We start from the raw sequence: 19,924 nt of genomic DNA, 5'->3' as shown, positions 1-19,924 counted from the left end.
AATAACGGTACTAGTGTAACGATTTATAAAATGTTTGAGTAGTAGAAGTAAACTGAGCACATTATTCTAAAAAAGATAATGGTTACTCTCCTCAAATATCACAAAGATAGAATTACGTATGCCATCATGCATCTCAATAGAATACTGAATTGGGCACTGTACATCATGTCTTCCGCATATAATAAGTGTCTTTGTTTGGATGGAAGGTAAATGCTCTCTTAAATCAAATGAAGGATATTCATTTGAAAAAGCGTTCATCCGGCTAGCGGACATAGTTTTTTGGATTGGTTTACAAAAATAAGAGTTGTAGTTTTCTGGTTTATACAATGATAATTTTGTTCTCTTAGTAGATAGCTCTTTCCGTTCTTCACTTGTAAGGAGAGGGCTTTTTAAGTTTTCGATGAGTTGTTGCATATAATGAAACTGAGGATGTGCTGGGTGATAAATGCAAAAGGGTGTTTCGGTATAGTTACTTGCTGCGGCTCCAACGACGACTAATGATTGTAAGGAATTTGGATATGCAATCGCATATAAAAGTCCAAGCATACCACCTGTTGAATGGCCAGCGAAATGCCATGTTGGGAGTTGTAAAGCTTCTCGTATTGCTTCTAAGTCGTGAACGGTTTCAATCATACTTAATTCTTTTTCTGAATTGGCTTTTGCTGAGTTACCAGCGTTTCGTAAATTAATGAGCAATACACGATGCGTAGCAGTGAAAACATCCGCAAAGTAATCGCCAGTTTCATTAAATTGTGAATAGTGATGTGTAATGCAAAGTGGTTCGCCATTTCCTTTTGTAAAGAGTTCAAATGTGCCACGTTTCGTGCTAATTATTTGTAGTTTCCACATAATATCACTACCTTTTCTCATAAAAGTTGGACCAGTTAATTATGAAATAAAATATATCAGCGCAACTCGAAATATAGCGACTTACTGACAAAATCAGACAATAAATAAAAGGAGGCTATTCAAAAACGAGCCTCCTTTTCGTTTAGTACAAAGATTTTGTCATATTATTCCGAATAATTTCAAGGGATTTCGTTACAGTTAATGCGTTCTTTTCTTCAATTTCTGGTTTACGGGGGATCGGTTTATACATGTTGTTTGGATCTTCCCATGTGAGGGGAAGTTCTGTTTCAGCTTGTCCTTTCCAAGCGTCAATCCATTCTGGAGGGAGATAACCTGAGATGTTTTGGATGTTGTTCATTTCGAGCCAAATGAGTGCCCAAGCTCTTGGGACGACGCGCCAATGGTCATAGCCACCACCGCCGACAGCGATCCAGCGACCTTCGCAATATTCATTAGCGATTTCGCGAGCGAGCTTCGGTATTTCACGGTAAATATTCATCGTTGCGCAAAGGTGTGTAAGTGGGTCGTAATAATGTGCGTCAGCACCATTTTGCGTTAAAATAATATCCGGTTTAAAGTATGCGGCAACTTCTTTTACGACAGTTCGATATGAATCTAAAAACGATTCGTCTTCTGTAAAGGCATCGAGTGGGACGTTAAAAGAATAACTATAGCCATTACCTTGTCCGCGTTCATTTACAGCGCCAGTTCCAGGGAATAAATAGCGCCCAGTTTCATGTAATGAAATGGTGCATACGTTAGGATCATCGTAAAAAGACCACTGTACACCATCACCGTGATGAGCATCTGTATCAATATATAAAACACGTAAACCGTATTTTTTCTGTATATATTTCATTGCGATGGAACTATCGTTATAAATACAAAATCCAGATGCCTTGCCGCGGAAGCCGTGATGTAAGCCGCCGCCTAAATTAAGCGCGTGTTTTACTTTTCCGGAAAGGACAGCATCGACAGCAGTTAACGTACCGCCAACGAGTAATGCACTTGCTTCGTGCATATTTGGAAACATCGGTGTATCTTCTGTTCCAAGTCCATATGTCATCGCAATTGATTTTTCTAACTTACCTTCTCCAGCACGTTTTACCGCATTTATGTACTCCTCTGTATGAACGTAGGCGATTTCTTCATCTGTAGCCATTCGTGGTGAGATGATTTGGGAGGGAGAGATAAAACCGCCCTTTTGTAATAAATCATACGTGAGTGTGACGCGCAGTTGGTTAAAAGGATGATCAGGGCTAAACGAATAGCCCCGAAAGTCATCCGAATAAATAAACGCGCTACTCATGCTTGCATCCCCATAATATTCGGCCATAATACGCGGTAGCCTTCTGCTTCAAGTGCATCAATCACTTTTAGCGGATTCATCGTTTGAATGCGGAAAACGAGTACTTTATCATTCTCATCTTTTGCTGGGTAGACGAGAACGCTCACGATATTGATTTGTAACTCACTAAAAATGGCAACGACTTTTCCGAGAATACCAGGTTCATTTTTTACTTGAATTTCAATTTGTGAACTCGGTTGATGTGCTCCTGTTAATTTCACTAACGTGTGCAGTACAGTAGATTCAGAAATGATTCCAACTAGCTTGCCAGCCTTTGTAACAGGGAGACAGCCAATTTTATTTTCAAAAAATAAAGTAGCAATTTCTTCAACGAAATCGAGAGGATGGCAAGTCATAACAGGATGTTTCATAATAAGTTCAAGTGGTTGCTTCAGCATATCGAGTGAAACTTGTTCATCTAAAATAGACGGACTTGCATCTCTTACATCCCGATCAGAAATAATGCCTACGACATGATTATTTTGATCGACAATTGGAATGTGCCGAATGCCTTTCGTGCGTATCGTTCGGATTGCTGTTTCGATTGTATCGTTTGGATGTAGTGTCACTACATCTTGATTCATAATTTCTTCTACAATCATTCCAGTTGCCCCCTTTATTAATACATAAAACGATTGTGAAAACGTAGACGATCAAATGCTTGAATAGAATCTGTATCAACGCGTTTACCGATGCGGACCATTAAACAGTTAGCGGGATGCGAACAAATTTCAGGATCATCTGTAGCCATCCATTGTAAGCCACCGGCATTCATCATCTTTTCCATTACTTTTCGGTATTCCCAAACATTCAAGCCTGTTTGTTTTAAATCCCAGTGCCAATAATATTCAGTCGTCAATATAATGTAATCTTCCATATAATCGTCCATCATTGAAACTTCTAATAAGTTCTTTCCGACAGCGCAACCGCGGAAGGCTGGGACAACTTCAATCGCCCCGAGTTCAATTAAGTTTTCAATCTTTCCTTCTGACCATCGTTCAAGTGGATCGGGATATAAGTATGTAACATATCCAACAATCGTTTGGTCATGTCTAGCGATAATGAGACGAGCTTCTGGTAATTTAGAAATTTCGACAATTGCTTTATATTGCTGCTCGGCAGGACGAAACGCAACTAAATCGGGATGAAATTCATACATTTCTAAGTTATGTGTAGAGACAGGACCTTCAATAATTAAAGTGCCTTTCGCTGTTTTTAAGTTTCTAGCATTATATATTTTTTTATGAATCAATGTATTACTCACCACCTTGAGGGTTTGTGAATCTATTAATATCGTACTTTATAATATATGCGATGTGAATCGAAATTTGTCATTAAAAATTTGTCTAAAAATCAACAAAAATACTGAAAATTTTAAATAATGTCATTATAATAGATAATAGAATATATAGGAGGGGGATGTAAAGTATGAAAGTAGAAACGCTTCCTGTCATTAAAGGAGAAAATAATTTGCCGAATTATGATGAGGCATACGCGAATTTTAACTGGGAAGAGGTTAATAAAAACTTTACTTGGAATGAAACAGGCCGAGTAAATATGGCGTATGAGGCAATTGATAAGCATGCGAAATCCGATCGTAAAAATAAAGTAGCCCTTTATTATCAAGATGGATCGCGAAAAGAGAAGTATACATTTAAGGAAATGAAGGATTTTTCTAATAAAGCAGGAAACGTCCTGAAAAATTATGGCGATGTAGAAAAAGGCGATCGCGTTTTTATTTTTATGCCGCGTTCTCCAGAATTATATTTTGCCCTTCTTGGTGCAGTGAAATTAGGGGCAATCGTTGGTCCGTTATTTGAAGCATTTATGGAAGGCGCAGTTCGCGATCGTTTAGAAGATAGTGAAGCAAAGGTATTAATTACAACACCTGAATTGTTAGAGCGCGTACCATTAAATGATTTACCTGCTTTAAAAACAGTCTTCCTTGTTGGAGATAATGTAGAAGAAGGCGGTAAAACAGTAGCGTTCAATCCTTTATTTGAACAAGCTTCAAAAGAATTACATATTGAATGGTTAGGCCGTGAAGACGGTTTGATTCTACATTACACGTCTGGTTCTACTGGTAAGCCAAAAGGTGTGCTTCATGCGCAAAATGCAATGGTGCAGCACCATCAAACGGCAAAATGGGTGCTAGATTTAAAAGAAGATGATGTATATTGGTGCACAGCTGATCCGGGCTGGGTAACTGGAACGGCTTACGGTATTTTTGCACCGTGGTTAGTCGGAGCATCCAATGTTATTTTAGGTGGGCGATTTAGTCCAGAAGCGTGGTATGAAACGCTACAAGATTACGGTGTAACAGTTTGGTACAGCGCACCAACAGCGTTCCGTATGTTAATGGGTGCTGGACAAGACGCAATTAAAAAATACGATTTATCACAAGTGCGCCACGTATTAAGCGTTGGTGAACCGTTAAATCCAGAAGTAATTCGCTGGGGTATGAACGCATTTGGACTTCGTATTCATGATACGTGGTGGATGACAGAAACAGGTGGACAAGTTATTTGTAACTACCCTTGTATGGAAATTCGTCCAGGTTCAATGGGTAAACCAATTCCAGGTGTGAAAGCAGCGATTGTTGATAATGAAGGAAATGAAGTGCCTCCGTACACAATGGGTAACTTAGCAATTGGTAAAGGTTGGCCAGCGATGATGCGTGGAATCTGGAATAACCAGCAAAAGTATGAATCTTACTTTATGCCGGGAGATTGGTACGTATCAGGTGACTCTGCTTATATGGATGAAGATGGATACTTCTGGTTCCAAGGGCGTATTGATGATGTAATTATGACGTCAGGTGAGCGCGTTGGTCCGTTTGAAGTAGAAAGCAAATTAATCGAGCATGCGGCTGTTGCAGAGGCTGGTGTAATTGGTATTCCAGATCCGGTTCGTGGCGAAATTATTAAAGCATTTATCGCGCTTCGAGCAGGATACGAACCATCTGATGAATTAAAAGAAGAGATTCGTCAATTTGTAAAGAAAGGCCTAGCAGCTCATGCAGCGCCAAGACAAATTGAATTTAGAGATAAATTACCGAAAACGAGAAGTGGTAAAATTATGCGCCGCGTATTAAAAGCGTGGGAGTTAAACTTACCAACAGGTGACTTATCAACGATGGAAGATTAAGAGAGGAAGGTCTGAACGAAATAACGTTCAGACCTTTTTTTTATGTTATTATAAACTTATATATATAAGTTGAAGGGGCAGTAAAATGAAAACAGAAAAAGAAAAGATGATACATGGGGAAATGTACATCCCGGCTGATCCAGTTTTAGTACAAGAGAGGGAGCAGGCTCGTATTTTGACGAGAAAATTAAATGATACGCCAGAAGTACAATTAAAAGAGCGTAGCGAAATCGTAAAAGAACTATTCGGAACGACTGGAGATAACATTCATCTTGAATCTTCTTTTAGATGTGATTACGGTTATAACATTCAAGTTGGTGAAAATTTTTACGCGAACTTTGATTGTACAATTTTAGATGTATGCCCGGTGACAATCGGAGTGAACTGTATGTTAGCTCCAGGTGTTCACATTTATACAGCAACACATCCGCTTGATTCAGTAGAGCGCATAAGCGGATCAGAATACGGAAAACCAGTTACAATTGGCGATAACGTATGGATTGGTGGAAGAGCGATTATTAATCCAGGTGTAACGATTGGAGATAATGCGGTTATCGCATCTGGTGCTGTTGTAACGAAAGATGTGCCGGACAATGTAGTAGTTGGCGGAAATCCTGCAAAGATTATTAAAAAAATAAAATAATATTTGAACGAAGTGCCTTCCTCGTCTGTATACATTTATGAAAGAATAGATGAGGGAGGCTTTTTTATGTCTAATAAATTACTTCTTACTTTTGCTGTAATTGGAATTATAGTTGTATTTTCTTGTGGTTTGCTATTACCGATGCCAATCGGATTTAAAGTATCAATGATTACAGCTGGGGTCATGATGATTGTTATGTTTTCAATCATTATCCCATTTGATAGAAAACATATAGTACGGAAAAATGGATATAAAATTGATTTTACAAAAACAAAAGTTTATTTTCGCTGGAATGTATTTGATACGATTTCGGCTTGTCTTGCAGTGTATGCATGCATATGTGTGCAAGCATTAAATATTTTAGTTTCAACCGGACAGACAATTCAAAACCCGTATGTTCAATTTTTTACGAATCAATCACAAGTATGGATTATTGTTGCTAGTTGCTATTTAATTTCCCGCATTTCGTTAACGTTAAAAGGAATAAAGGAGATCAAAAATCATGGCGCAGATTGGGATTGAGGAGGAACTCATGCTTGCGTATCAAAGTGGAGATAAACAGGCGGGAGAAAAACTATATGTTTTAATCAAACCAGCGCTATATACATTTTTGTATCGATTTAACCGAGATGAACAATTAAGTATCGATCTTGTGCAAGATACGTTTTTGATGTTAGAACGAAAGAAACATATGTATGAACTTGAAAAAGGCAAAATAAAAACGTATTTATTTCAAATTGGTTATCGTCTTATGATTAATAAATTAAATAGAAGAAAAAAGTGGCGTACGCTTTTGCCATTTTTAGTGCCGATTCAGGAAAAAGAATTTTCTCACGAAGATCGGCTCACAGTAAGAGAAGCGATTTTGAAAGTTCCTGAAGAACAGCGAGCTGTCCTCATTCTTTCTTATTATCATGATATGCAGCAAAAAGAAATTGCAGAGATATTAAACATTCCAATTGGAACGGTGAAGTCGAGACTTCATAACGGGATAAAGAAATTGAAACAATTACTGGAGGTGGATGAAATTGAGCGAAAATCCCTTTAAGAATGAATATAAATTACAGCAACATTTAGATAGTGACCATGTAGAAATACCAGATTTTCCAAAAACGGTAAGTCGCTTCGATCGATTAATCGGATTTCTTGGTTCTCCAGCGAAAGATCCTGTGGAGGCGACGATTGGGAATGATTTATCGGTTGTGTTTCATGTGTCGTTATTAGTTGGGGTTCCAATTCTTTCTCTTATTACGATACTCTTTGCGACGTTGTAAAGGATTGGTAAGAAGAGAACACCTCCCTCTATTTGACACGCCTATATAAATGATGGTATAAAGAAAAGTATATGAATAATTGAGCGTGGAAAGGGAGAAGTAGTGATCATTTCCCTGTTTTAGAGAGCTGATGGTCGGTGAAAATCAGCACATAGATGATCGCGAATTACGCCCCTAGAGCATCTTTTTTCGATTGAATTGTATTCAAAAGGGAAAAGACGGTGCTAAGCCGTTATGTAAATAAGGTGGTAGGCTTTTTTTGGCCTGCAACTAGGGTGGTAACGCGATAATCAAAATCGTCCCTTATTTAAAGGGGGCGATTTTTTTATGTTTTCAACCTTCACGCCAGTAATGAACTTAAAGGAGAGTATGTAGGATATGGGTATTTTACAAGATCTTGAATTTCGCGGTCTAATTAATCAGCAAACAGATGCTGAGGGACTTGAGCAATTATTAGAAAAAGAAAGCGTTAAATTATACTGTGGTTTCGATCCGACAGCAGATAGCTTACACATCGGTCATATGTTACCAGTATTAATGTTACGTCGCTTCCAATTAGCTGGTCACCAACCAATCGCACTTGTTGGCGGTGGTACTGGTATGATCGGTGACCCAAGTGGTAAAAAAGCAGAACGTACATTAAATACGAAAGATACAGTTGCTTACTACACAGAAAGCATTAAAAACCAACTTTCAAACTTCTTAGAGTTTGAAAACGTGGACAACCCAGCAACAATGGCTAACAACTATGATTGGCTTGGTAACTTAGATGTCATTTCATTCTTACGCGATATCGGTAAAAACTTCGGTTTAAACTATATGTTAGCAAAAGATACAGTAGCATCTCGTTTAGATACTGGTATTTCATTCACTGAGTTTAGTTATATGATTTTACAATCATACGACTTCTTAAACTTATACCAAAACCATAATTGCCGTCTACAAATCGGTGGTAGTGACCAATGGGGTAACATTACAGCTGGCCTTGAATTAATTCGTAAATCAGAAGAAGATGCGAAAGCATTCGGTTTAACAATTCCACTAGTTACAAAATCTGATGGTACGAAGTTTGGTAAAACAGAAGGCGGCGCAATTTGGTTAGACCCAGAGAAAACAACTCCTTACGAGTTCTACCAATTCTGGATTAACACAGATGACCGCGACGTTGTTAAATACTTAAAATACTTCACATTCTTATCTCATGAAGAAATTCTTGAGCTTGAAAAGCAAGTAGCTGAAGCTCCGGAAAAACGTGCAGCACAAAAAGCATTAGGTTCTGAAATGACAAAACTTGTTCACGGCGAAGAAGCATTAGAGCAAGCGATTAAAATTTCAGCTGCATTATTCAGCGGCTCTGTAGCAGAACTGACTGCAAGCGAAATCGAGCAAGGATTCAAAGACGTACCATCTGTAGAACGTACTGCAGAAGATACAGTATTAATCGACTTACTTGTAGAAAGCAAAATCTCTCCATCAAAACGTCAAGCACGTGAAGATGTAACGAATGGTGCAATCTACGTAAACGGTGAGCGTACACAAGCATTAGACTACGTTGTAACAGAAAACGACCGCATCGAAGGTAAATTCACAATCATTCGCCGCGGTAAAAAGAAATATTTCTTAATTCGTTACTAATCAGAAACGAATATAAAACAAATAGTACCCCGAATTGTAGGATGAAAAGTCTATAATTCGGGTTTTTTTATGTATGAATTTAGATTGTCTCACCAGTTCTTGTAAATAGAATATGAAGAATTAATACGATCATATAAAGTAAGCTAATGAGCATAACAATAAATGCTGTTGGATAAAATTTTGCCGCATATATAAAGAAATCGATTTGATAAATATCTTGGTAATTTGAAACGGTGCCTTTAAAGTAATTCGTAAACTTAGCGCTATATTTCCATTCATCGGGATAGTCTATTAAATTACTTCCCTGATACCAATTAATAAGCGCGGAAGTAATAAAAAGCATACATGCACTACCTAATTGAACCATTTGGTTTATTTTCAAAATGAATCAACCTCCTATTTTATGGTTATTATAGCGTGCATTCATATTCCTGTAACCTTTTTGTTGTAATCTCCTTTTCGAATTCATACGGAGATCACATGTAAGCGGTATGATAAATGTATAACAAATAGAAAGGAGTGGTAAAACAAAATGTCACTAGAAGCGCTCATTATTTTTTCTTTGCTAAATGCGGGTCAGCTTGCAGAGAATTCGAAGGTTGATGTACATAAAGAGCAGAAAGATGCTTATGTATATGTGCAGAAAGAGGAAAATAAATAATTTTATTTTATATATAAACGAAAAAAGCCAATCCAGAGGATTGGCTTTTTGTCATTAACGAGAGTAGAACTCTACGATTAATGCTTCGTTGATTTCAGCTGCTAACTCAGAACGCTCAGCGTGACGAGTGTAAGTAGCTTCTAATTTATCAGCATCGAAAGTTAAGTATTCTGGTACGAAGTTGTTAACTTCGATCGCTTCTTTAACAACAACAAGGCTGTTAGATTTTTCGCGAACGCTGATTGTTTGACCAGGTTTTACACGGTAAGATGGGATATCTACGCGAGATCCATCAACTGTGATGTGGCCGTGGTTTACTAATTGGCGAGCTGCACGACGAGTGCGAGCTAAGCCCATACGGTAAACTAGGTTGTCAAGACGAGCTTCAAGAAGGATCATGAAGTTTTCGCCGTGCTTACCAGGCATTTTACCTGCTTGGTCAAATGTGCGACGGAATTGACGCTCAGTCATGCCGTACATGTGACGAAGTTTTTGTTTCTCTTGTAATTGTAAACCGTATTCTGAAAGTTTCTTACGTTGGTTAGGACCGTGAGGACCTGGTGCGTAAGGGCGTTTTTCTAATTCTTTTCCTGTGCCGCTTAGAGAGATTCCAAGACGACGAGACAGTTTCCAAGCTGGACCTGTATAACGAGCCATAGTTGACTCCTCCTTTAAAAATGTTTTTATTTACGTAAAATAAAAACAGACGTAATCGATATTTACGGGCATTTTGTTTTCATGTACCTTCGCTCCAGCAGCAGGGAGTTACGAGATACACCTCCGTAGAGGAACAAAATACAAACGATAAACTCACATTACAAGGCTGCCTTTTTATTTTACACAAACGCTATTATATCTTTTACCTAGAGTTTCGTCAAGCGGGTACGTTTTTGTTTTATGCATATAAATTTTGGAAATTAAATAAGAAGGAATTTAAAACGATATACAAGAAGTGATAGAAACACAAATAAAGCGCTTACATAAAATGTAGTAAAAAATGTTCATTAATTTTTTGTTGATGAATATGCGGTATAAAAACATAAAAGGGGATGTTTTTATGAAAAAGAAGCATATGGAGACAGCGTTAATTCATCACGGTTATACATCTGAGGAACATAAAGGAAGTTTAACACCACCGCTATTTCAAACGTCTACATTTACATTTGAGACTGCGCAGCAAGGAGAGGCGAGTTTTGCGGGAGTGGATCCATCTTATATTTACTCAAGACTTGGAAATCCAACTGTAAAATTATTTGAAGAACGTATGGCGGTGTTAGAAGGAGGAGAAGAAGCACTTGCTTTCGGATCCGGTATGGCAGCTATTTCCGCAACGTTAATTGGTTTTCTAAAAGCTGGAGATCATATTATTTGTTCAAATGGATTATATGGGTGCACGTACGGATTTTTAGAAGTGTTAGAAGAGAAATTTATGATTACGCATTCGTTTTGTGATATGGAGACAGAGGCTGATATTGAAAATAAAATCCGTCCAAATACGAAGCTTATTTTCGTTGAAACGCCGATTAATCCAACGATGAAATTAATTGATTTAAAACAAGTAATTCGGGTTGCGAAGCGAAATGGTTTACTTGTCATTGTTGATAATACGTTTTGTTCACCTTATTTACAAAGACCACTTGAGCTTGGTTGTGATGCAGTTGTGCATAGTGCGACAAAATATATTGGCGGTCACGGCGATGTTGTGGCGGGTGTAACGATTTGTAAAACGAAAGCGTTAGCTGAAAAAATTCGCCCGATGCGAAAAGATATCGGCGGTATTATGGCGCCGTTTGATGCATGGTTATTGTTACGCGGATTAAAGACGTTGGCGGTAAGAATGGACCGCCATTGTGATAATGCAGAAAAAATTGTATCGTTCCTGAAAAATCATGATGCGGTAGAAGGTGTTTGGTATCCAGAAGGTGAGTTAGCATCTCGCCAAATGAAACGGGGCGGCGGTGTGATTTCTTTTTCAGTAAAAGGCGGAAAAGAAGAGACACAAGCGTTTATCAATGACCTTCACTTTATTACAATTGCCGTAAGTTTAGGGGATACAGAAACGTTAATTCAGCATCCGGCAACGATGACGCACGCTGCGATTCCGGCTGAGCTAAGACAAGAAATGGGCATTTACGATAATTTAATACGTTTATCTGTCGGTTTAGAATCATGGGAGGATATCGTTTCTGATTTAGAGCAGGCATTAAAGAAAATATCTACTGTTAGTAATCAATAAAAAAGAGTGAGCTATCGGTTTCGTACGTGATGTACGCAATCGATAACTCACTCTTTTCTTTTTTAAATATGTTTTAGGAGTGTTTCCACAAACTTTTCTAAATAGCGCTGATCTACTTCATCAAAACGATTTTTTTCAGGGCTATCAATATCAAGTACACCAATGACAGTTCCTTCTTTCACGATCGGTACAACGATTTCTGAATTAGAAGCACTATCGCAAGCGATATGTCCTGGGAATTGGTGAACGTCTGCTACAAGCTGCGTCGTTTTTGTTTCAGCTGCTGCGCCGCAAACGCCTCGTCCAAATGGAATGCGCACGCAAGCAGGCATTCCTTGGAAAGGTCCAAGAACAAGCTGATTTCCTTCTGTTACATAAAAGCCAACCCAATTCACACGATCTAAAAATTGATTTAATAATGCGGACGCATTTGATAAGTTTGCGACTACGTTCGGTTCGCCAGTTAATAATGCATCCAGTTGTTTAATTACTGTCTCGTATTGTTCTTCACGAGAACCTGCATAACTTTCTTTTGTAAACATGGAAACAACTCCCTTTTTATCGAGATGTGTAAAATATTAGCAAAATACGATGTATTTCACATGACTTTGTCGATAGAAAATTAAAGGAATTTGTCTTAAAAGTCAAGAAATTTAAACTATAGCTGTTCAGTGAGAGGAAGTGAGCGCATGAAACAGACGAAACAAAAAGTAATTGATGCGGCAATAGCGTTGTTTAACACGAAAGGTTATGATGGAACGTCGGTGCGAGAAATTGCAAAGCGAGCGGATGTGAATGTAGCGAATATTTCATATTATTTTGCTGGAAAGCAAGGTTTATTAGAACAGCTTATTACTGACTTTTTAGAAGGATATATTCATGTGATTGAAATGTCGTTCGAACAGAGAGAATATTTGTCAGCTAAAGATGTGATGGTGCAAATGGTGCGCGGGATTTTACAATATCAATTTGAAAATAGGGAACTGACACGTTTCTTCTACCGGGAGCTTTCACTTGATACGACATTAATTCGCGAAGTGATGACCATTTACTTTTCTAAAGAAAGATATTATATAGAGCAAATGATTAGACAGGGACAAATAAAGCAAGAGTTTAAAAAGGTATCTTTTACAATGTTTATGACGCAATTAAAAGGCATGATGAATATGCCGTTTTTATATCCGCAATATATATCAGAAGTGCTGCATTCTTTTCCGTCTGAGACATTTTTCATAGAAATGTACACGAAAGAAATTGAGCAATGGATGGAGCAAACATTATGTATAACGAATATGTACTATGAATTGCCAAGAGCTGTTCATATGTGAAAAATCCCCACCTAACGAACTGAGGTGGGGATTCTTGTGCTTTCTTTCCTTTGCCATACATTGTTGCATAAGAGCGCGATAATTGTTATGGAAGCTCCGGCAATTTCAATTTTGTCGACTGTATAACCTCGAAAGATGGAACCGATAAGTGCAAGTACAGGAACTAAATTCATAAATAATATGCCGTTAATAGATGAAATATAGCGATTTCCTGTGTTCCAGCAAAATACAGCGATAACACCTGCAACAATCGACATATACAAGAGTTCAAAACGAACGCTCATAATGGTACGAAGTGACGGCATAGTAACGATGTTTGTGTAAGTGAAGAAAGTGACGATAACGATGAGTGAAACCGAGCCGAATAAACAAGTTAACGTCGTATATCGAAGTGGTGACCAAGATTGAAAACGAGCACCACCGTTCGTATAAATGACCCAGCAAGTAACGCCGCATAGCATAAGTATATTTGTTGAGAGGTGACTGGCAGCTCCAAATAAAAAGTGAATATTTCCTTTTGAAATGACAAGCATAACACCGAGCAATGCAACGAACATACAAAGGAATGTGTAGTTTTGTGGGCGTTTGTTTTTTGTTATCCACTGCAATAATAAAGCGATGAGCGGCATAAGAGATTGAATCATTGCAGCATGAATGGCCCCAGAAGGCCCGGCAAGTTGTTGGCCGTAAAAAATGAGAAAACCATATCCAGCGAAACCGACTGTTCCGTAAAAGAATAACGAAAGTGTTCTTTTTTCTAAGTGGAGTGAAGTTTTTCCTTCAGTAATGAATAGCAAAATAAGAAAAATAATAGCTGCTGATCCGTATCGGATAGTTGTGAAGAAGAACGGATCGATAAACTGCAGAGCATTTGCCATGACAGGAAACATAAATCCCCAAGCCGTTACGGCAAGTAAGCATAGGAGGGATCCGAGTAGCATTTGTTTTTTGTCCAAGAGTATCTTTCCCCTTTTCATTTCGTTATAGTAAGTTGATGAAATAAGTATAAAGAGTAATTGTTTATAGAGGGAAATATCGATTTTTTATGACAGTTATAACTTTTTGTTAGAGGTGTGTACGATGGATTTGGAAGCAGTACGATCGTTTATTGAAGTGAAGAATACGCGAAGTTTATCAAAGGCGAGTAAGCTTTTACATATTTCTCAACCGGCGCTTAGTAAGCAAATTCAAAGGTTAGAAGCGGATTTAGAGGTTACTTTACTGAAGCGTTCCGCGCAAGGAGTGGAATTAACAGAAGCTGGAGAGTTATTTATAACAAGAATGTTACCGATTTTGGAACACATCCATGAAGTGAAAGCCGAAATGAAGAATTTTCAAGAGAAGCGGAAAATTTCTATAGGCATATTGCCAAGTTTAGCAGCGCATTATATATCAAAATGTAAAGATGTATTAGGTGAAGAATTCGAAGTAGAATGGAAAATTGAGCATACGAAAGTACTAATGGGACTCTTTAAAGAGCGGAAGATTGAAGCGATGTTCGTCGATTCAGTAGTAGAAGACGCTACGTGTATAAAAGAAATGCGAGAAGAAAAAATTGTTTGTGTAGTTTCAAGTGATCATCTTTATAAAGAGAAAATAGTAATCCGAATGGAAGATTTGCAAAATGAAAAGTTAATCGTATATCCAGAAATTTGTGATGTAAGGAAAATGATTACGAATATGTTTCAAGGGATAGGTGCGAAACCAATCATTGCATTTGAAACTTCTTATGCAGAACCGATGCTTGCAATGGTCGGAGCTGGACTTGGTATTACGTTACTTCCAGAAATGGCAGTAGAGCAAGCGGTAAAGCAAGGAAATGTGCATGCGATTTTAATTGAGCCACCACTTGTGCGCAAAATTTATTTCGTATCTCATATGAAAGAGAACCTGTTATTACAATCATTTGATGATGGGAGATAATCCAAACAGAAGATTGAGAAAGATTACAATTGCATTGAAAGAAACATGAAATTTTAAAAAAAACTAGGTCAAAAACAAGCCATTACATGGTATGATTAGTACATTGTTAGTTGTTAAATATAGGGGGATTCCCTTTTTATACATAATGCCTTCCATTTCATAAACGGAACGGACAAAAAAAGAGATATAACTAGGAGGCTTTTTTGCATGGATTCTATCCTGACGATCGTTATCATTGTAGTAAGCTCTATTCTAGTGCTGCTCATGATAGAGCTTGTGATAAGAAATCGTTCATATAAAGATATTGAAGCACTGGAGCAGTGGAAACAAGAGATAAAAGATAAGCCTGTGGCAGATGAACTAAAACGGGTGAAAGACTTAAATATGACAGGTCAAACAGAAGAACTGTTTGGTAAATGGCGTGAAGAATGGGATGAGATTGTATCAACAACCCTTCCGAAAGCAGACAAAGATTTAGCGCAAGCGCGAAAATTCGCCTCGCAATTCTCCTTCCGAAAAGCAAAGCATGCGATGAATGAATCCATAAGTGGTTTAGATGACGCTGATAATCGTATTACAGACATTTTAAATGAATTACAGCAATTGTTAGAAAGCCATGAAAAAAATAGCTCGGAAATTGAAGGGTTACGTGATACATATCGTAGTATGAAGAAGAGTGTTCTTGCTCATAGACATATGTATGGAGCAGCAGAGCAGAAAATCGAAGAAATGCTAGACGCTGAATCTAATAAGTTTAAAAGCTTTGAAGAGGCAACAGATAATGGCGACTATTTAAAAGCGAGAGAAATTGTTATTAGTTTGGAAGAAGGTTTGGCAAACTTAGAAATCATTATTCACCAAATTCCAGATTTATTGGTAGAGTGTCAAGCGACGTTACCAGTTCAGCTGGAAGATTTATTACACGGACATAATGATATGGTAAGACAAGGTTATGTATTAGAGTATTTGGAAGTCCCTAAAGAAGTTCGTGATATGACGACACAACTACAAACATGTTTAATGGATATACAGGAGCTTCATATAACGGAAGCAGCTGAAAAAGTAGAAAACTTAAAAACGCGTTTAGATGGCTTCTATGATCAACTGGAACAAGAAGTACATGCGAGACATTATGTGGAGCAAAAAACACTTTCTGTTTATGAAGACTTAGAAGAAATTCGCATTGAAACGATTGAAACAAAAGCAGAAACACAACTAGTGAAACAAAGTTATCAGTTACAAGATAAGGACATTGAGTCTCAAAAAGTAATTGAAAAGCAAATGCACATTTTGATGAAACGTTTTGAAATGCTGCAATTACGCGTTGCGGAACAAGATATTGCCTTCTCTATTATTCGTGAGGAACTAGAAGAGGTTTATGAGCAATGTGAAACGTTAAAAGTACTTCATGCAGAATATAAAGAAATGTTGCAAACGATGCGTAAAGAAGAATTTGAAGCGCGTGAGAAGTTACAAGAAATGCGAAATATCATTTTTGAAACGAAACGTTTTATGAAAAAGTCGAATTTGCCAGGTCTTCCAGAAAGCATTATGGAAGATTTAAAAAGAGGACAAATGGCAATGCAAGCTGTATATGAACAGTTAGAAGTGAAACCGTTAAATATGAACGCTGTAAATAGCAGTTTAGAAGAAGCGTACACAACTGTTAATGGTGTAGCTGAAATGACAGAAGAGTTAATTGGACAAGCGTATTTAGTTGAAAAATTAATTCAATACGGTAATCGTTACCGCAGTCATGATGAGAACCTTGCAGAGAGCTTAAATTATGCGGAGAAATTATTCCGTGAATATCAATACGATGCAGCTTTAGAACAAGCGGCTTCTATACTAGAGCAACTTGAACCTGGCGTTGTTCAAAAAATAGCTGAATATGTAGACAATGAACAAACCCTTTCATAAGGGTTTGTTTTTTTGTGTAATTTTGGGGACGATGTTGCTATAATGAATAGCGGAATACAGTAAGGTTATTCGTTTTAAAATATAGTGAAACTGTAGTCAGTAGGGTCATCCTCGCTAATTATCGGCCTTCACAATCGGGATAAAATGGAACCTTTGAGTAGTCTTAGCGTAATTACACGTATTTGTGATATGATTATATGATGTGATAGCGCTGAAAGGGGAAGAACGATGATCTATTTTGATAATAGTGCGACGACGAAGCCATATCCAGAAGCCCTTCAATCGTACGTAACGGTTGCTGGAAAATATTTTGGAAACCCTTCTTCTATTCATTCGCTTGGGGGAGAGGCAGAGCGTCTATTAACACAATCAAGAACGATTGCAGCGCAGCTTCTTCATGTTAAACCTTCTGAGGTTATTTTCACATCAGGTGGAACGGAAGGGAATAACCTTGCGATTAAAGGAATAGCGATGAGGAATCGTTCGCGCGGTAAACATATCATTACAACAAATATTGAACACGCGTCTGTGTTTGAAGCATATAAACAATTAGAAGATCTCGGTTTTGATGTAACATATTTACCGGTTAATGAGCATGGTGTTGTATCGGTAGAGGATGTAAAACGAGCACTTCGTGAAGATACGATTCTTGTGTCAATTATTCATGTGAACAACGAGACTGGAGCAATTCAGCCTGTTGCTGAAATTGGAACGTTATTATCGAACTATCCGAAAATAAGATTCCATGTGGACCATGTACAAGGGATAGGAAAAGTACCGCTTGATTTATATGCTTCTCATATTGATCTTTGCTCAATATCTGGACATAAATTCCACAGTGTAAAGGGAACGGGTCTTCTTTATGTACGTGATGGCGTAAGGTTAGATCCAATTTTATCAGGTGGTCAACAAGAGTTTAAATATCGCTCTGGTACAGAAAACTTACCTGGCATTGTAGCGATGGTGAAAGCACTTCGCATGACAATGGAACAAGTGAAAGAAAAGATAGCTCATTTGCACAATTTACAAACAGAGCTTGTCCGTTTCTTTAAAGAGATGGAAGATGTAACGATCAATACGTCGCTTGCATATGCAGCACCGCACATTTTAAATGTATCATTTGTTGGTTTAAAACCAGAAGTGGTCGTTCATGCTTTAGAAGAGCACGGTGTATATGTATCGACGAAGTCTGCTTGTTCTTCAAAAGCAAATGAAGTGAGCAGAGTGTTAGTGTCAATGGGAGTACCCCATGCCGCTGCTGCAAGTGCTATTCGCATTAGTTTGGCACCAGAAAACACGATGGAAGAAGTAAAACAATTTGAAGGTATTGTGAAAGAGACGATGCCAAAATTACATGAAGTGATGAGGTAAAGGAATATGATGACATATGAATATATTTTAGTTCGTTATGGAGAGATGACGACTAAAGGTAAGAACCGCTCTAAATTTGTAAGCACATTAAAAGATAACGTAAAGTTTAAACTGAAAAAGTTCCCAAATATTAAAATCGATGCAACGCATGATCGTATGTACATCCAATTAAATGGCGAAGACCATGAAGCAATTTCTGAAAGATTGAAAGATGTATTTGGTATTCATAAGTTTAACTTAGCGATGAAAGTACCATCAGAATTAGAAGATATTAAAAAAGGTGCATTAGCAGCTTTCTTACAAGTAAAAGGTGATGTAAAAACATTTAAAATTACAGTGCACCGTTCTGATAAGCGCTTCCCAATGAAGACGATGGAGTTACTTCCAGAAATCGGTGGACACATTTTAGAAAATACAGAGGATATCACAGTAGATGTTCATAATCCAGATGTGAATGTACGTATAGAAATTCGCAGTGGTTACAGCTATATTATGTGTGGTGAGCATATGGGAGCTGGTGGTTTACCAGTTGGCGTTGGCGGAAAAGTAATGGTACTTCTTTCTGGTGGTATCGATAGCCCAGTAGCAACGTACTTAACGATGAAACGCGGCGTGTCTGTGGAAGCAGTTCATTTCCATAGCCCACCTTTCACAAGCGAGCGTGCAAAACAAAAAGTAATCGATTTAGCACAAGAGTTAACGAAGTACTGTAAACGTGTAACGCTTCACCTTGTTCCATTTACAGAAGTGCAAAAAACGATTAATAAAGAAATTCCATCTAGCTATTCAATGACAGTTATGCGCCGTATGATGATGCGTATTACAGAGCGTATCGCAGAGGAGCGTAATGCACTTGCAATCACGACTGGTGAAAGTCTTGGGCAAGTAGCAAGCCAAACGTTAGATAGTATGCATACAATTAACGAAGTAACAAACTATCCGGTTATTCGTCCACTTATTACGATGGATAAATTAGAAATTATTAAAATTGCTGAAGAAATCGGCACATATGATATTTCAATTCGTCCGTACGAAGATTGCTGTACAGTATTCACACCAGCAAGCCCAGCGACGAAGCCGAAGCGTGAAAAAGCGAATCGTTTTGAAGCGAAATACGATTTCACACCATTAATCGATGAAGCTGTAGCGAACAAAGAAACAATGGTATTACAAACGGTAGAAGTAGTGGCGGAAGAAGAAAAATTCGAAGAACTTTTCTAAAACCATAAATTACCATATCTAAAATATGTATGAAGTCATGTTGTTTATCACACTCTATACTCACAAGGAGGTGATACAACATGGCAAGCACAAATAAATTAGCAGTATCTGGTGCTCAAGCAGCATTAGATCAAATGAAATACGAAATCGCTCAAGAGTTTGGTGTTCAACTTGGAGCTGATGCAACATCTCGCGCTAACGGTTCTGTTGGTGGCGAAATCACTAAACGTCTAGTTTCACTAGCTGAGCAACAATTAGGCGGTTTCCAAAAATAATCCCATATATGATGGCTTAGAAAGAGCGGGTTCTCCCGCTCTTTCTTTTTGTTGTTTGCACCGTTATACATTTATTTCGACATAGACATAAAA

At 37.9% G+C, this 19,924-nt stretch carries 21 protein-coding genes, 1 pseudogene and 1 other annotated feature; of the genes and pseudogenes, 14 read left to right on the top strand and 8 right to left on the bottom strand.

Annotated features, from left to right (window positions below):
• Positions 1 to 61: 61 nt before the first annotated feature.
• The 4 genes and pseudogenes from DN393_RS15805 to acuA form a co-directional block, all read right to left on the bottom strand.
• Positions 62 to 870, bottom strand: a pseudogene (locus DN393_RS15805) (alpha/beta fold hydrolase).
• 121 nt (positions 871 to 991) lie between these two features.
• Complete coding sequence (gene acuC, locus DN393_RS15800) at positions 992 to 2,158, bottom strand: acetoin utilization protein AcuC (protein ID WP_081257162.1); 1,167 nt, start codon at positions 2,156 to 2,158, stop codon at positions 992 to 994.
• Positions 2,155 to 2,799 (bottom strand): acetoin utilization AcuB family protein, encoded by a 645-nt coding sequence (locus tag DN393_RS15795; RefSeq protein WP_000634568.1) that lies wholly within the window; start codon positions 2,797 to 2,799, stop codon positions 2,155 to 2,157. Before DN393_RS15795 ends, acuC begins: the two co-directional genes overlap by 4 nt.
• Positions 2,800 to 2,816: 17 nt before the next feature.
• The gene (acuA, locus tag DN393_RS15790; RefSeq protein ID WP_063222474.1) at positions 2,817 to 3,449 is read right to left on the bottom strand and encodes an acetoin utilization protein acetyltransferase AcuA; all 633 of its coding nucleotides are present in this window, start codon (positions 3,447 to 3,449) and stop codon (positions 2,817 to 2,819) included.
• A 176-nt stretch (positions 3,450 to 3,625) separates the two neighbouring features.
• Between acuA and acsA the strand changes: the two genes are divergently transcribed.
• The 6 genes from acsA (at position 3,626) to tyrS (ending at position 8,896) form a co-directional block, all read left to right on the top strand.
• Positions 3,626 to 5,344, top strand: coding sequence for an acetate--CoA ligase (gene acsA, locus DN393_RS15785; protein ID WP_064474567.1), 1,719 nt, complete (start codon positions 3,626 to 3,628; stop codon positions 5,342 to 5,344).
• 85 nt (positions 5,345 to 5,429) lie between these two features.
• Positions 5,430 to 5,987 carry a maltose acetyltransferase domain-containing protein gene (locus tag DN393_RS15780; RefSeq protein WP_088047999.1) on the top strand — a complete coding sequence of 186 codons (558 nt, stop codon included), beginning with the start codon at positions 5,430 to 5,432 and terminating at the stop codon, positions 5,985 to 5,987.
• 66 nt (positions 5,988 to 6,053) lie between these two features.
• Positions 6,054 to 6,509, top strand: a complete 456-nt coding sequence (locus DN393_RS15775) for a hypothetical protein (protein ID WP_064474569.1) — start codon at positions 6,054 to 6,056, stop codon at positions 6,507 to 6,509.
• A complete protein-coding gene (locus tag DN393_RS15770; protein ID WP_098101986.1) occupies positions 6,490 to 7,035 on the top strand; it encodes an RNA polymerase sigma factor in 546 nt (181 codons plus the stop codon). The genes DN393_RS15775 and DN393_RS15770 overlap by 20 nt, the downstream gene beginning before the upstream one ends.
• Positions 7,016 to 7,261: a hypothetical protein gene (locus DN393_RS15765; protein ID WP_088048001.1), complete on the top strand. Its 246-nt coding sequence runs from the start codon at positions 7,016 to 7,018 to the stop codon at positions 7,259 to 7,261. Before DN393_RS15770 ends, DN393_RS15765 begins: the two co-directional genes overlap by 20 nt.
• Positions 7,262 to 7,338: 77 nt before the next feature.
• Positions 7,339 to 7,568, top strand: a binding site (T-box leader).
• Between the two features lie 71 nt (positions 7,569 to 7,639).
• Positions 7,640 to 8,896: a tyrosine--tRNA ligase gene (tyrS, locus tag DN393_RS15760; protein WP_000512075.1), complete on the top strand. Its 1,257-nt coding sequence runs from the start codon at positions 7,640 to 7,642 to the stop codon at positions 8,894 to 8,896.
• Positions 8,897 to 8,975: 79 nt separating this feature from the next.
• Here tyrS and DN393_RS15755 read toward each other — a convergent pair whose 3' ends face one another.
• A complete protein-coding gene (locus tag DN393_RS15755) occupies positions 8,976 to 9,278 on the bottom strand; it encodes a YjdJ family protein (protein WP_088048002.1) in 303 nt (100 codons plus the stop codon).
• A 150-nt stretch (positions 9,279 to 9,428) separates the two neighbouring features.
• On the opposite strand from DN393_RS15755, the gene DN393_RS15750 reads away from it, so the two are divergent.
• Positions 9,429 to 9,557, top strand: coding sequence for a hypothetical protein (locus tag DN393_RS15750; RefSeq protein WP_000050944.1), 129 nt, complete (start codon positions 9,429 to 9,431; stop codon positions 9,555 to 9,557).
• Between the two features lie 54 nt (positions 9,558 to 9,611).
• Here DN393_RS15750 and rpsD read toward each other — a convergent pair whose 3' ends face one another.
• Positions 9,612 to 10,214, bottom strand: coding sequence for a 30S ribosomal protein S4 (gene rpsD, locus DN393_RS15745; RefSeq protein ID WP_000135322.1), 603 nt, complete (start codon positions 10,212 to 10,214; stop codon positions 9,612 to 9,614).
• A 400-nt stretch (positions 10,215 to 10,614) separates the two neighbouring features.
• On the opposite strand from rpsD, the gene megL reads away from it, so the two are divergent.
• On the top strand, positions 10,615 to 11,793 hold the full coding sequence (megL, locus tag DN393_RS15740) for a methionine gamma-lyase (RefSeq protein ID WP_000726585.1): 1,179 nt from the start codon (positions 10,615 to 10,617) through the stop codon (positions 11,791 to 11,793).
• Positions 11,794 to 11,855: 62 nt separating this feature from the next.
• On the opposite strand, the gene DN393_RS15735 is transcribed toward megL, so the two are convergent.
• Positions 11,856 to 12,335 carry a GAF domain-containing protein gene (locus DN393_RS15735; protein WP_098101984.1) on the bottom strand — a complete coding sequence of 160 codons (480 nt, stop codon included), beginning with the start codon at positions 12,333 to 12,335 and terminating at the stop codon, positions 11,856 to 11,858.
• Between the two features lie 147 nt (positions 12,336 to 12,482).
• Between DN393_RS15735 and refZ the strand changes: the two genes are divergently transcribed.
• On the top strand, positions 12,483 to 13,121 hold the full coding sequence (refZ, locus tag DN393_RS15730; protein ID WP_149173675.1) for a forespore capture DNA-binding protein RefZ: 639 nt from the start codon (positions 12,483 to 12,485) through the stop codon (positions 13,119 to 13,121).
• Between the two features lie 11 nt (positions 13,122 to 13,132).
• On the opposite strand, the gene DN393_RS15725 is transcribed toward refZ, so the two are convergent.
• Positions 13,133 to 14,077 (bottom strand): DMT family transporter, encoded by a 945-nt coding sequence (locus DN393_RS15725; RefSeq protein ID WP_149173674.1) that lies wholly within the window; start codon positions 14,075 to 14,077, stop codon positions 13,133 to 13,135.
• Between the two features lie 124 nt (positions 14,078 to 14,201).
• On the opposite strand from DN393_RS15725, the gene DN393_RS15720 reads away from it, so the two are divergent.
• The 5 genes from DN393_RS15720 (at position 14,202) to DN393_RS15700 (ending at position 19,831) form a co-directional block, all read left to right on the top strand.
• Entirely contained in the window at positions 14,202 to 15,044 is an 843-nt protein-coding gene (locus DN393_RS15720; protein ID WP_064474574.1) for a LysR family transcriptional regulator, read from the top strand.
• A 207-nt stretch (positions 15,045 to 15,251) separates the two neighbouring features.
• On the top strand, positions 15,252 to 16,964 hold the full coding sequence (gene ezrA / locus DN393_RS15715) for a septation ring formation regulator EzrA (RefSeq protein ID WP_064474575.1): 1,713 nt from the start codon (positions 15,252 to 15,254) through the stop codon (positions 16,962 to 16,964).
• Between the two features lie 228 nt (positions 16,965 to 17,192).
• Positions 17,193 to 18,335: a cysteine desulfurase family protein gene (locus DN393_RS15710; protein ID WP_098101983.1), complete on the top strand. Its 1,143-nt coding sequence runs from the start codon at positions 17,193 to 17,195 to the stop codon at positions 18,333 to 18,335.
• A gap of 6 nt (positions 18,336 to 18,341) precedes the next feature.
• The gene (gene thiI / locus DN393_RS15705) at positions 18,342 to 19,556 is read left to right on the top strand and encodes a tRNA uracil 4-sulfurtransferase ThiI (RefSeq protein WP_000989277.1); all 1,215 of its coding nucleotides are present in this window, start codon (positions 18,342 to 18,344) and stop codon (positions 19,554 to 19,556) included.
• Positions 19,557 to 19,636: 80 nt separating this feature from the next.
• Positions 19,637 to 19,831 carry an alpha/beta-type small acid-soluble spore protein gene (locus tag DN393_RS15700; protein WP_000168890.1) on the top strand — a complete coding sequence of 65 codons (195 nt, stop codon included), beginning with the start codon at positions 19,637 to 19,639 and terminating at the stop codon, positions 19,829 to 19,831.
• Positions 19,832 to 19,924 lie beyond the last annotated feature (93 nt).

The sequence above is a fragment of the Bacillus sp. BPN334 genome, assembly GCF_008368885.1.
Lineage (GTDB): Bacteria > Bacillota > Bacilli > Bacillales > Bacillaceae_G > Bacillus_A > Bacillus_A wiedmannii.
The sequence above is the reverse complement of the archived record's forward strand: the minus strand, read 5'-3'. Positions and strand labels throughout refer to the sequence as shown.